Source organism: Streptomyces sp. NPDC007875 (assembly GCF_042868035.1).
Classification (GTDB): Bacteria; Actinomycetota; Actinomycetes; order Streptomycetales; family Streptomycetaceae; genus Streptomyces; species Streptomyces antimycoticus.
Genome location: NZ_JBIADZ010000009.1, coordinates 21,609 through 34,531 on the forward strand (window position 1 = coordinate 21,609; position 12,923 = coordinate 34,531).

7 protein-coding genes and 2 pseudogenes are annotated in these 12,923 nt (G+C 70.8%); 3 read left to right on the forward strand and 6 right to left on the reverse strand.

What is annotated here, in order from left to right; genetic code table 11:
• Positions 1-35: 35 nt before the first annotated feature.
• Positions 36-1,556, reverse strand: coding sequence for an FAD-dependent oxidoreductase (locus tag ACFYOY_RS19870; protein ID WP_351887538.1), 1,521 nt, complete (start codon positions 1,554-1,556; stop codon positions 36-38).
• 212 nt (positions 1,557-1,768) lie between these two features.
• Here ACFYOY_RS19870 and ACFYOY_RS19875 point away from each other — a divergent pair, with 212 nt between their 5' ends.
• Positions 1,769-5,107 carry a BTAD domain-containing putative transcriptional regulator gene (locus ACFYOY_RS19875; protein WP_388588412.1) on the forward strand — a complete coding sequence of 1,113 codons (3,339 nt, stop codon included), beginning with the start codon at positions 1,769-1,771 and terminating at the stop codon, positions 5,105-5,107.
• Here the strand turns inward: ACFYOY_RS19875 and ACFYOY_RS19880 are convergent.
• Positions 5,095-5,292, reverse strand: coding sequence for a nuclear transport factor 2 family protein (locus ACFYOY_RS19880; RefSeq protein WP_388588414.1), 198 nt, complete (start codon positions 5,290-5,292; stop codon positions 5,095-5,097). The genes ACFYOY_RS19875 and ACFYOY_RS19880 overlap by 13 nt on opposite strands.
• An 11-nt stretch (positions 5,293-5,303) precedes the next feature.
• Positions 5,304-5,774 (reverse strand): annotated as a pseudogene (locus ACFYOY_RS19885) (RNA polymerase sigma factor); the annotation flags it as partial.
• Between the two features lie 199 nt (positions 5,775-5,973).
• Here ACFYOY_RS19885 and rph point away from each other — a divergent pair.
• Positions 5,974-8,580 carry a rifamycin-inactivating phosphotransferase gene (gene rph / locus ACFYOY_RS19890; RefSeq protein ID WP_388588417.1) on the forward strand — a complete coding sequence of 869 codons (2,607 nt, stop codon included), beginning with the start codon at positions 5,974-5,976 and terminating at the stop codon, positions 8,578-8,580.
• Positions 8,581-8,747: 167 nt separating this feature from the next.
• Here the strand turns inward: rph and ACFYOY_RS19895 are convergent.
• A pseudogene (locus tag ACFYOY_RS19895) lies at positions 8,748-9,074 on the reverse strand (methyltransferase); the annotation flags it as partial.
• A 287-nt stretch (positions 9,075-9,361) separates the two neighbouring features.
• Here ACFYOY_RS19895 and ACFYOY_RS19900 point away from each other — a divergent pair.
• Positions 9,362-10,213 carry an alpha/beta hydrolase gene (locus ACFYOY_RS19900; protein WP_351888022.1) on the forward strand — a complete coding sequence of 284 codons (852 nt, stop codon included), beginning with the start codon at positions 9,362-9,364 and terminating at the stop codon, positions 10,211-10,213.
• A gap of 326 nt (positions 10,214-10,539) precedes the next feature.
• Here the strand turns inward: ACFYOY_RS19900 and ACFYOY_RS19905 are convergent, their stop codons facing one another.
• Both ACFYOY_RS19905 and ACFYOY_RS19910 read right to left on the reverse strand, forming a co-directional pair.
• On the reverse strand, positions 10,540-11,439 hold the full coding sequence (locus ACFYOY_RS19905) for a phosphotransferase (RefSeq protein ID WP_351887550.1): 900 nt from the start codon (positions 11,437-11,439) through the stop codon (positions 10,540-10,542).
• A gap of 139 nt (positions 11,440-11,578) precedes the next feature.
• On the reverse strand, positions 11,579-12,865 hold the full coding sequence (locus ACFYOY_RS19910) for a serine hydrolase domain-containing protein (protein ID WP_388588420.1): 1,287 nt from the start codon (positions 12,863-12,865) through the stop codon (positions 11,579-11,581).
• Positions 12,866-12,923 lie beyond the last annotated feature (58 nt).

The window sequence follows — 12,923 nt, forward strand, 5'->3', positions numbered from 1 at the left end:
GACGGCGCGGCGAGCAGGGAACGGGGATGGCTGCATCAAGCCGCCGGACTGCCGAACCATTGGCCCGCGGCCCGCTCGAACGCCTCACGGTCGGGGTGGCGATCACCTGCCCAGACGACGACGCCGTCCGGCCGGACGAGCACGGCGCCTGCTCCGAGGTCGTTTCTCGCCGGCCCGGCCGCGTACCGCATCCGGCTCTCCCAGCCCATCGCTGCACCGTGCAGGCGTCGGTCGACGCTGAAATCGAGCACGATGCCTTGTCCGTCCCGCATCAGGTCGCCGAGGCGCGTGCCGTCCTGAAGGCGAAGGTCCGGGGCGTTGCGGCCGACCAGTGGATGCTCGCTGCCGAGGTCGTAGCGGATCGACGATCCCGACACCTTCTGGAACACATAGGTCGTTCCGTCACGGGTCCCGATCAGGTCGCGGACCACCGCTTGGATCGCCTGGCCATGCGCGTCCGGCCGCATGGCCGCCACCTGGGCGCGCGACCAGTCGAGCACCGCCGCGCCGATCGGATGGCGCTCGCGGGTGTAGGTGTCGAGAAGCCCGTCCGGCGCGTGCCCGTGCACGGTGGCCGCGAGCTTCCATCCCAGGTTCATGGCGTCGCCGATGCCGGTGTTGAGTCCCTGCCCGCCAAGGGGGGAATGGATATGAGCGGCGTCGCCCGCGAGCAGGACGCGTCCCGCCCGGTAGGTCGTCGTCTGCATCGCCCGATCGGTGAACGTCGAGGCGAGATGGATGGCGCTCAGTGTCACGTCGGTGCCGGACACGCGGCGCAGAACCGTCTGGAGATGGTCGCGAGTCGGCGGCTGCGAGCGGTCGAACACGCCGCCGTCGAAGTCCATCATGCCGATGTGCCCTTCCGCGGGCATCCGGATGTACATGCCCGTCGGCGTCAGGTGGAACCCGGGGCGCAGCTTCTCGGGATCGGCGATGGTGGCGTGCAGGGTATAGCCGGTGAACTGCGGCTCGGTGCCGACGAACGCGAAGCCCGCGAGCCCGCGCACCACGCTGCGTCCACCATCGCAGCCGACGAGCCAGCGCGCCGGGTACTCCTGCTCGCCCGCTTGCGCGACCGCGCTCTCCTCGTCCTGGGCGATGGCTGAGACCGTGACGCCGCGCCTGATGTCCACACCGAGCTTGGATGCCCGCTCCGACAGCACCGCCTCGACCGCTTCGAGGTGTGTCAGCATGCCCTCCGGTGCGGGGCTGGGAAGCCGGAACGGCAGGGCGGCGACGTCGACCTTGGCCGGATCGAGCATCATCCCGGCGAAGTGGCCCGCGGTGCGCGGGGATGACGGCTCATCGGCGTCGGGGTGCGCGCCGGGATCGTCGTGGACGCCCGAGGCCGTCAGCAGCGGGTGCAGCATCCCGCGGCGGTGGAACGCCTCGACCGACGCGGCGGACAGGCCCCGCATCCCGAGCGGCTCCGCCCGCCACGGGGAGCCGGGCTCCGGCTCCCGTTCGAGCACCAGGACCGAGCAGCCCGCGAGGCCGAGTTCGCAGGCGAGGAACAGACCGACCGGGCCGGCGCCCACGATCACTACGTCATGCACGACAACTCCCCTTCCGAAGCCTGTGGTCTTCAGGCACGGGAAGACTGACGCGGGCCGCTCACACGGGGCACACACGGCGCTGGCATGGGGGCACGTGGCGTACGGGCGTGGACGGCGGACGTCAGGCGCTGCCCTGATGTCGGCACGGCCCTGATGTGGGGGTCCGAGGGCGGGTGCGCGAAGATCGGGGGATGGACGGGAGTGCGCTTCGCGTGACGCTGCTCGGCGCCTTTCGGGTGTCTCGCGGTCACGTCGCCCTGCCCGTTCCGGGTGTCCGGTCGCGGGCTCTGGTCGTACGCCTGGCGCTCGCCGGTGGGCGCGTGGTCGAGCAGGGCGTGCTGGTCGACGCGATCTGGGCCGAGGACCTTCCGGCCGGGCCCGGCCACGCCCTGCAGACCCTCGTCTCGCGGCTGCGCCGGACCCTCGGCTCGGCCGCCGCCGTCGCACAGATCGCGGGCGGCTACCGGCTGGACGTGGACGCGGCCGACGTGGACGCGCTGCGGTTCGAGCAACTCGCCGCCGACGGCCGTGCCCGCCTGCGCGCAGGCGACCCGCGTGCCGCGGCGGCCGTGCTCGGCGAGGCCGTGGCGCTATGGGACGACCGTCCCGGAGCCGAGCCCATGGTCATCGCCGCGGTCGCGCCCGCCGCCGCGATCCGACTGGCCCACGCGTCGGTCGAGGCCGTCGCCGACCTCGCCGACGCCGAGCTGTCCCTGGGCCGGGCCGACGAGGCCGCCGCCCGCCTGACCGCCCTGCTCGCCGAGCACCCCGTCCACGAGCGGGCGGCCGCGCTGCTCATGGACGCGCTCGCCGCCCAGGGCCGCCAGGCCGAGGCCCTGGCCCTGTACGAGCGGATTCGCGTAACCCTGGCCGACGTCCTCGGCACCGACCCGGGCGCCGCCCTGCACCAGCGCCATCTGCGCCTGCTGCGCGCCGAGCGGCCCGCCCCGGCCGCCGACGCCGCGCCGACCGGTCTGGCCAACCTGCCCGCGCCGCTGACCAGTTTCATCGGTCGCGACGCCGACCTCGCCCGGATCGACACGCTGCTCGCCGCCGGGCGCCTGGTCACCGTGCTCGGTCCCGGCGGCGCCGGGAAGACGCGCCTCGCCGTCGAGGCCGCCCGCCGACAGCGCCACGCGTACCGCGACGGCACCTGGATGATCGACCTCGCCTCGGTCACCGAGCCGGCCAAGGTGGGCGCGGCGCTGCTGGCCGCGATCGGGCTGCGCGGCGGCGCGATGTTCGAGGCCCGGATGCGGGTCGAGGGCGACGAGTTGGGCGTACTCGTCGACCAGCTCACCGGCCGGGAGAGCCTGCTGCTGGTCGACAACTGCGAGCACCTGATCGACGCCGTGGCGCACCTGATATCGGCGCTGCTGGCCCGCTGCGCCGGGCTGCGGGTGCTGGCCACCAGCCGGGAGCCGCTGGCGATCGACGGCGAGGGGCTGGTTCCGCTCGGCCCGCTCACCCTGCCCGAGGCCGACGCGGAGGTGGGGCAGGCCCGCCGTACGGCGTCGGTGCGCCTGTTCACCGAGCGGGCGGCGGCCGTGCGGCCCGGGTTCGACATCGACGCGCACAACCTCGGCGAGGTGCTGCGCATCGTCCGCGGCCTGGACGGCATGCCGCTCGCGCTCGAACTGGCCGCTGCCCGATTGCGTACGCTCGCGCTGGCCGATCTGGCCGCCGGGCTGTCCGACCGGTTCCGCCTGCTCACCACCGGCAACCGGACCGCCTTCCCGCGCCACCGCACGCTGCGGGCGGTCATCGCGTGGAGCTGGGACCTGCTCGACGCGGACGCGCGTACGGTCGCGGAACGGATCGCGGTCCTGCCCGGCGGCGTCACGCCGGCCTCGGCCACCGCGGTCTGTGCCGGTACCGCGGTGCCGCCCGGCGAGATCCGCGAGCTGCTCGCGGGCCTGGTCGACCGGTCGTTGCTGCAACTCGCGCCGGACACCGGCCGGTACCGGATGCTGGAGACGATCCGCGAGTACGGCCTGGAGAGCCTGGCCGAGCGGGACACCCTGACCGGTGTGCGGGACCTGGCGGCCCGCCACTTCGCCGAGCTGGTCGCCCGCCACGACCCGCTGCTGCGCGGCCCCGGGCAGCTGGACGCGCTCCATGTGCTGCGCGCTGAGTACGACAACGTGCTCGCCGCCCTGCGCCACCTCTGCGATACCGGCGATACCGGCGATACCGGCGATACCGGCGATACCGGCGATACCGGCGATACCAGCGACACCGGTGGCGCCGACCGCGCGATCGGGCTCGCGGTGAACCTGATCTGGTACTGGCAGATGCTCGGCCGCCACTCCGACGCGGTCTTCTGGCTCGGCGAGGCGGTCGCGTTGCCGACCGAGCGGCCGAGCGTGGCGCGTGACATCGCCGAGGGGATGCTGCTGCTCAACACCATCGCCACCCCGAGCGCGCCGGCCATCGACTCGATCAAGGAACGGCGCGAGGAGCTACGGGCGCTCACGGACCGGCTGTTGAGCCAGCCGGAGTCGGCGGACTCCGGCGGCTTCGGCGGCTTCGGCGGCGCGCTGACCGCGGCCGGGCTGGCCTCCCTGGAGGAGATCGGAGCGTCGCCGACGATCATCCAGCGGCTGGTCGACGGACCGGACGTGTGGCTGGCCGGGCTGGCCCGCATGTTCCGGGCCGAGTCCGCCGAGGCCGCGGGCCGCCTCGATCCGGTCCGCGGCGATGTGACCGCCGCCCTGGAGTGCTTCGCCCGGGCGGGCGACCGCTGGGGCCTGGCCAGGGCGCTGCCGCTGCGCGCGCTGCTGCGGCAGTACGACGGCGACCTGGACGGCGCGCTGGCCGACCTGACCGAGGCCAAACGGCTGGCCCGCGAGTTCGGGTCGCTCAGCCTCAGCGACGAGATCTTCATCGACCTGCGATGGATCGATCTGCAGGTGCGGCTCGACGAGGCCGCGCGGGCGACCGAGATGATCGCCGCGACCCGGGAGCGTGCGCTGCGCTCGGCGTCGCCCGAGATGGCGATTCTCCTCGACGCGCGGGAGGCCGGTCTGTGGGTGCGGATCGGTGACCTGGACCGGGCACGTGAGCTGGTCGCGTCGGCCGAGGCCGGGCTGTCCGCGCAGTTCCCGCTGGGTGGCGGCCACGGGCAGGTACTGGTCGGCGCGGCGCGGGGCGCGCTCTGTCTCGAACTCGGCGACGGGCCGGGCGCCGAGGAGGCCTTGGGCCGGGCGTACGCGGCGGCGGTCGACAGCAAGGACATGCCGATCGTGGCGACGGTGGCGGTGACCGTGGCCGGCCTCGCCGCGCTGTACGGGCGCCACCTCGACATGGCCGTTCTGCTCGGCGCGGCGGCCCGCCTGCGGGGCGCCCACGACCGTACCGATCCGCAGGTCCGCACACTGACCGGCCGCGGCCGCGCCGCGCTCGGCGACGAGCGCTTCGCCGAGGCGTACGAGACCGGCCGGCGGCTGGACGCGCCGACGGCCCTGACCCTGGCCGATCCGGCGCGGCTGCGCCATGCGGCGCCGCCCGCGGCGGACAGCGCCGCACCTTCCGACGTTCACTCGGGGTGAGCCGGCCGGCCGATGGCGTCGAACACGGCGGCGGGGTCGAGACAGTCGCGCCAGTGCGTGATCTTTCGGTCCTTGATCGTGATGACGGAGACGAAGTGGTTGTCGTAGGCGCACCCGGTGCTGACCGCTTGACCCCCCTGGCCTGGTTGAGCCGACCGCGCACGGTGCCCACCGGTACCTCGCACGCGGCGGCGGTCTCCTGGTAGGAGGTGATGCCGGGGAAGTGCCGCAACATCAGCACCAGCCGTAGCTCCGGGGGCAGTTGCTCCACCGCGCCCCAGATCCAGTCACGCATCGCGTGCAGCTCGATGGCCTGCTCGGGATGCGGCAGTTCGCGGCCGGGCACGTGCAGGTGCAGATGGTCAAGGCCGTCCGGTCCGGGCATTTCCCGGGTGGCCCGCAGACGCGTGCGGGCGGCGTGGCGTACGACCGCCCTCAACCACGCCCCCACGGCCGCCCGATCCCGCGCGTCGCCGATGCGCCGCAGTGCGGTCAGCGCGGCATCCTGCACCGCGTCGTCGGCGTCGGGGCCGTAACCGAGCAGGCTCAGCGCCACCGCGCGCATCGGCGCCTGATGCCGAGCGAGCAGCCACCGCTTCGCAGAGAAGCTGGTCGGTTCCCATGGACGGCAAAGGCAAAGGCAAGGAGAACTGACTCTCCTTGCCACTTTCAACGTATAGCGCGCCGGGGGGCTTGCCGCAAGCCCCGGGTCACGGCGCAGAATCGTCGGCCGATGCCACAACCTGCGGAAATGGGGGCACGACGTACGTGTGTTGTTGTCGACGGATGGGGGACGCGATGACGTCGAACCAGTGGTGGGACCGGCCCGCGGTGCAGCGGAGCACGGCTGCCTCGGAGGTCTCGCGATGAGTGAGCGGTACGTGTTGGATCTTCGAGAGGTTGCCGAGACGCAGGTCGCGGTCGTCGGCGGCAAGGGCGCGCATCTGGGCGGGCTGTCGCGGATCGAGGGCGTCTGGGTGCCGGGTGGCTTTTGCGTGACGACGGACGCCTTCCGGCGGATCATGGCGGAAGCACCGTCGATCGACGATCACCTCGATCAGTTGTCGCGCGTGAACCCGGACGACCGGGAGGCGATCCGCACGCTCAGCGCGCGGATTCGTCGGACCATCGAAGGGATTGCCATCCCGGGCGATCTCGCTGCGGCGATCATCCGCGCGCTCACCCGGCACGGCGAGCAAGCCGCCTACGCCGTCCGATCCAGCGCGACGGCGGAGGACCTGCCGACGGCCTCCTTCGCCGGCCAGCAGGACACGTATCTGAACGTCGTGGGGCCGACGGCGATCTTCCAGCACATCAGCCGGTGCTGGGCCTCGCTGTTCACCGAGCGGGCCGTGACCTACCGCCGCCGCAGCGGCATCGACCACCGTACGGTCCACATGGCCGTGGTCGTGCAGCGGATGGTCTTCCCGCATGCGGCCGGCATCCTGTTCACGGCCGACCCCGTCACGGGCAACCGGAAGGTCGCCACCGTGGACGCCGGCTTCGGGCTCGGCGAGGCCCTGGTCTCCGGCCTGGTGAACCCGGACGTCTTCACGGTGCGACACGGAGAAATCGTCGCCAGGACGATCGCCGCCAAACAGCGTGCCGTTCACGCCCTGCCGGCCGGCGGTACGCGGGAAGTGGCGATCGACTCGCGGCGGCAGGAACAGCCGGCGCTGACGGACGCGCAGGTCCTGCGGCTCGTGCGGCTCGGGCGGCGGATCGAAGCACACTTCGGCCGCCCGCAGGACATCGAATGGTGCCTGGTCGACGATGACTTCCAGATCGTTCAGAGCCGGCCGATCACGACACTGTTCCCCATCCCCGAGACCGGCGACCAGGAGAACCACGTCTACCTCTCCGTGGGCCATCAGCAGATGATGACCGACCCCATGAAGCCCCTGGGGATCTCCGTGTGGCAGCTGACGGCCATGGCGCCGATGCACGAGGCCGGCGGGAGGCTGTTCGTCGACGCCACCCGGCGCCTGGCCTCGCCCGCGAGCCGCGCCGCCCTCCTGGACGTCGTAGGGAGAGGCGATCCGCTGATCAGGGACGCTCTGGAGACCGTCCTCGACCGCGACGATTTCATCCCGTCGCTCCCGGACGCGGGCCCCGGCGGGCCGCCGGCCCGCGGCGCGTCCGCCCCGATCGAGACCGATCCGGCCATCGTCACCGAGCTGATCGAGCGCAGCCGGACGTCCGTCGCCGCCCTGGAGCGCGACATCCGGACGAAGACCGGACCGGCGCTGTTCGACTTCCTGCTGGAGACCTTCGAGGAGCACAAGCGCGTCCTCACCGATCCGCTGAGCATGCAGGCGATCATGGCGGGGATGGAGGCCACGTGGTGGCTCAATGACAAGTTGCAGGAGTGGCTGGGCGAGAAGAACGCGGCTGACACGCTCACGCTGTCCGCCCCCGGCAACGTCACATCGGAGATGGGGCTGGCGCTGCTCGATGTCGCGGATGTGATCCGCCCGCATCCGGAGGTGGTGGCGTTCCTGCGGGGCGTCGAGTACAGCGAGGACAACGCCTTCCTGGACGAGCTGGCGAAGCTCGTGGGCGGGGCCGAAGCGCGCGACGCCATCGAGTCCTACCTCGACCGGTACGGCATGCGCTGCGTCGGCGAGATCGACATCACGAGGCCACGTTGGCGCGAGCGCCCCGCCACGCTCGTGCCCGTGATCCTCGACAACGTCAGGAACTTCGAGCCGGGCGCCGCCGAGCGGCACTTCGAGCAAGGGCGGCAGAAGGCGCGGAAGAAGGAACAGGAGGTGCTGTCACGCTTGCGGGCCCTGCCGGACGGGGACCGGAAAGCCGACGAGACCAAGCGGATGATCGACCGGGTCAGAACCTTCATCGGGTACCGGGAGTACCCGAAGTACGGCATCATCAGCCGCTACTTCGTCTACAAGCGGGCCCTGCTGGCGGAGGCCGAGCGCCTCGTGCGGGCAGGTGTGCTTCCTGAGCAGGAGGACATCTTCTACCTCACGTTCCAGGAACTGCACGACGTTGCGCGCTCGCACCAGGTGGATGGCCGGCTCATCCAGCGGCGCAAGGACGCGTTCCGGTCGTACCACGCGCTCACCCCGCCCCGGGTGCTCACCTCGGATGGTGAGGCCGTCACCGGGGCGTACCGGCGCGACGACGCGCCGGCCGGCGCCCTGATCGGCCTGCCGGTTTCCGCCGGGACCATCGAGGGACGAGCCCGCGTCATCCTTGACATGGCGGAGGCCGACCTCGAGGCGGGCGACATCCTGGTCACGGCCTTCACGGACCCCAGCTGGTCGCCGCTGTTCGTCGGAATCGCGGGCCTGGTGACGGAGGTGGGCGGCCTGATGACCCATGGCGCGGTGATCGCCCGGGAGTACGGCTTGCCGGCCGTCGTGGGCGTGGAGCGGGCCACCCGGCTGATCCGGGACGGGCAGCGGATCCGCGTGCACGGAACCGACGGGTACATCGAGATCCTGTCCTGACCTGCCACACCGAGCAGCGCCCACGGCACATCCATCGGTCGGGAGGCGTCGAGTGGGACAGCCTTCCGGCCCTTGGCAGGGGTGCACACCCGCGGTGCGGCGGAATGCGGCGGTCTCCGCTGACCGTCGCGGAGTGTCTCGACGATCAGCACTCGCGCTCCCGGGCCACCCGCCTTGGCCGTTGACCGGAGCAGGCGAATGGCGGCGTCGTCGTCCCGGTCGTGAAGGATGTAGCCGAGTACGTAGATGTCCGCGACCGGCAGGCTGTCGAAGAAGTCACCACCGACGACCTCGACCCGGCCGTCGAGCCCCTGGGCGGTCATGGTGGACCACGCCGCCGGTATCACCGGCGGGAGGTCGAATTCGAATTTGATTCCCCGACGGTCGGGCAGCTTCTTGAGGAGTTCGACCAGAACGCTGCCGTCGGCTCCCCCGATGTCGGCGATGAACTCGCCATCGCGACATGGGTACTCGTCGAAAAGGCCGCTGCGAATCCGGTGGTGACCGAGGCCATCGCATTGCTGAACTGCTGCGAGCGGTAGGCAATGCGGGCCGGATTATTCGACGCCTGCGCGGATTTATTTAGGAGCCGCGAAAGCCCGCCGTGTGGCCCGCCCGGCGGCGGAAGAACGTGGGTGAAGACGGTGGTGCCTTGCGCACAGGGACGCCGGGTGTGCTCGCGCCGCTCATTACCTCCGGCGTAATCGACGGACGGGAGTCGGCTGGACGAGAGTTGCCGCAACGCGGCGACACCTCATCGCCCAGGAAGGATTCGCCCACCATGCCGTACTTCGAGGGTTCCGACGGAACGAGCCTGTTCTACACCGACTGGGGCCAGGGCAGGCCGGTGGTGTTCGTCACCGGGGCCTGGCTCAGCAGCAGCTCATGGGAGTTCCAGATGCTCCCGCTGTCCGAGGCGGGCCTGCGCTGTATCGCCTTCGACAAGCGGGGGCACGGCCGCTCGGACTGGGTCGGCCACGGATTCGACTACGACACGCTCGCCGATGATCTCGCGGCGCTGCTCGATCGCCTCGACCTCCGCGAGGTGACCCTGGTGGCGCACTCGATGGGCGGTGGGGAGGTGATCCGCTACCTGACGCGGCACGGCTACGACCGGGTGAGCCGGGTGGTGCTGATGTCGGTCACCGCGCCGTTGATGGCCTGGGCGCCGGACAACCAGGGCGGGATCGACCAGGGCGCCTTCGACGCCCTGATGGCGGAGCGGTCCAAGGACCGCCCGCGGTGGATGGCCCAGAACGCGCAGGCGTTCTTCGCGACGCATCTGGGCAACACGATCTCCACCGAGCTCGTGGAGTGGATGGTGCGGAGATGCCTTGACTGCTCGGCCAAGGCGGCTGTCGAGGTGATCAGGACAGGGTTCCGGACCGATCTGCGCGAGGAGGCCGCCGCGCTCCGGGTGCCAGCCTTGATCATCCACGGTGACGCCGATGCCTCCGCTCCCATCGGACTCTGCGGCCGACGGATGGCGAAGCTGGTGCCGGACAACATCTACAGGGAGTACCCCCGGGCGGGACACGGTCTCTTCATGACCCACGCGGATGACGTCAATCAGGACCTGCTCGACTTCATCGGTGCCACCTCGACCCTCGGCGGGATCAATTATTCCGGCTAGGAGCGCATTAGTCCGATGCCCTCTCTCTTCATTCGTCGCCGACGAGATCGCCGGACCACTCGGCGTCGACTTCCAGATCGGGGCGGGCGAGGCGGACTGGAGCCGCATCGCACCGATCACCCCGCCGCCCCCCACTCCCCTTCGGCGCGGCGGCTTTGGACCCTGAGGCCCGAGGTCCAAGACCGTCGTCGGGCCGCTGCCCAATGCCCAAGCCGCGAACACACCGGCCTGGCGACGCGCCGACCTGCCCGCGCTCAACGGCCACGGGAACGTACGGTCCGTGGCCCATATCCTCAAGGCCCTCGCCCTGACCCGGGGCGGGAGTTTCAGAGCCGCTTTCGCAGCCAGCGCAGGGAGCCGAGACCCAACGCGGTCATCATGGCCACGATATGGGGATCGGCGTCAGGACCGGCCGCGGCAGCGGTCCGCAGGAGAAATCCGGAGTGCAAGGCGAGCACTTCGTTGATCCGGACGGGGTCGAGATCGCGGGTCAGTGGGTGGTTCTCGGCGATCGGCTGCGGGTCCACGCCACTGAGGGACGCGCTCGACATCAGTGTGACCGCATCACCGTGACGGGGGCCGATCCAGGCGTGCGGCCAGTCGACGACGAAGACACGGTCCGCGGTCAGCATGATGTTGAACGGGTACAGGTCTCCGTGCAGGAGGGTGGTGCCGTCCAGCGAAGCGTTCTCTTCCAGGGCGATGAGTGGGTCGACATGATGGGCCGCCCACGGCGACAGTTCCTCGACCTTGCCTCTGACCGCGGTATCGTCCGCCATCGTCGGCCACCCTCCCAGGCGCGGCTTGGCCAGGATTGCCTGATCCACGGGCGATGGCGTCAGGACCTCCGCCATCTCGGTGACTGCCGCGAGCACTCTGTGGGGTTCCTCCCGCTGCCAGGGCTGGGCGGGCAGATGTCCCGGGATCTCTTCGAAGGCCAGCACGACCCAGGTGCCGTCGTCGTAGGCGTCGAGCAACCGCGGCGCCGGCACTTCCCTGGGAAGCCGCTCGGACACTGCGATCTCACGGCGGTGGAAGTCCGCCTCCGCCGGTGCCATCAGTGAGCTTGCTGCCTTGATGAACGCACGCTTGCCGTTCCCCAGGCGCACGCGTGCGGCCAGGCCCTCGGAAAACCCGCCCGGCTGGCTGATCGCGTGGGCCACCGGGCCGCCGAGCAACTGCTCGATCCGGGCCGTCACCTCGCGAGGCAGTGCCGCCCAGTCCATCCTTCGGCTCCCCGTGGCCTCGGGCATGCCCAGGTCTGCGGCAGGGAGTCTTTCGTCGGAATCGCGTGTCATGGTGGCCTTCCCGTCTTCAGCGTCGTCGGTGAAGGTTGGTGTGGCCGTTGGCCGGCGGGCGGGCGGGTCACCGGGGAGGGGTGGCGCTCTCGGTGGGAAGAGGCTTGCCCAGCATGGTGCAGACCGCGGTGTTGACCAGAGCCTTGTTGGCGGCGGCGGCCTTCGGTTCCTTGATGCCGAAGTTGGTGACGGTCAGGACCGCGGCACTTCGGCGTCCGCTCTTGTCCGTGTAAATCTCACTGGAGTAGCCGGGCTGACCGCCGGTGTGACCCCAGACGGTGCCACAGGGAGTGTTCACCTCCATCAGCCCCAGTCCGTAGCCGCCGCCCTCCTCGGGAGCGGGAACGGCCGTGAGCATCTGCTTCATCTGGGCCCCCGGCAGAAGCTTGCCGGACATCAACGCGGTCTGGAACCGCTGCCAGTCCGCCGCGGTGGAGACCAGGCCCCCCGCCGCCCAGGACCAGCTCGAGTCGACAGCGGTGGTGTCGGTGTTGCCGTGCGGGCGCTTCGGGCCCGCGAACGCCGTGCCCTTGGGCACGTGCAGCTCGGGAGGAAGGATGCGGCGGAGGCGTTGGGCGTCCGGCTCGTAGCCGGTGGCGTGTGTCTTCCCGGCGCTGAAGTCCGCGTTCGTGGACAGGAATGTGTCCTTCATCCCCAGCGGCTTGATGATCTTCTGCTCGAACAGGTCGGCCAGGCTCTTCCCGGTTGCCTTCTCGAGGATCAGCCCGAGGGCAGCGTAGTTGGCGTTGCTGTAGGAGTACTTCTCGCCGGGGGCGGCCGGGGGGTCCTGCTGTGGGGTGATCGCGAGGAGTTCCTCGGCCGTCCAGGTGCGCTTCTCCTGACCGGTCAGGGTGGGCAGGAATTGCGGGGTCAGCAGATAGTCGCCCAGCCCGCTGGTGTGGTTGAGGAGCATCTTCACGGTGATGTCCCGCCCGTGGGGGACCAGTCCCGGCAGCCACTTCTCCACCGGGTCGGCCAGTCGGATCGTGTGCTGGGCCACCTGTTGGAGGACGAGGGTGGCGGTGACCGTCTTGGTGTTGGACGCCACCCTGAACTGGTCGTTCGCCGAGAGGCGGTGATCGGCCTCGGTCCACGAGGCCTGACGCGCGATCGCAAGAGGTTTCCCCGTGCCCCGGTCGACTCGGACGATCACTCCCAGGGAACCTGTGTCAGCCGCCTTCTGCGCGAGAGGGGCCAGCCGGGCGTCGAGCGACGCACCCTGCCCGGTCGACGTCTTCATCGTGTCCGTGTCCGTGTCCGAGCAGGCCACAAGGGCCGTGCTCAGACTGGTTGCCAAGGCCACTGTCAGAGCCCCACGCAGGATCCGGCGGCGAGGTGACGTGGGTGAGGGCATGACAGTTCCCTTCGGCGGTGAGCAGTTGCTTTGTGCGTCGAAAACCCGTGGGTTCCTC

Excerpts from the sequence above, each read along its gene's own strand:
- rph (WP_388588417.1), top strand. The coding sequence starts at position 5,974 with ATGAGTGAGCGGTACGTGTTGGATCTTCGAGAGGTTGCCGAGACGCAG.
- ACFYOY_RS19900 (WP_351888022.1), top strand. The coding sequence starts at position 9,362 with ATGCCGTACTTCGAGGGTTCCGACGGAACGAGCCTGTTCTACACCGAC.
- ACFYOY_RS19905 (WP_351887550.1), bottom strand. The coding sequence starts at position 11,439 with ATGGACTGGGCGGCACTGCCTCGCGAGGTGACGGCCCGGATCGAGCAG.
- ACFYOY_RS19910 (WP_388588420.1), bottom strand. The coding sequence starts at position 12,865 with ATGCCCTCACCCACGTCACCTCGCCGCCGGATCCTGCGTGGGGCTCTG.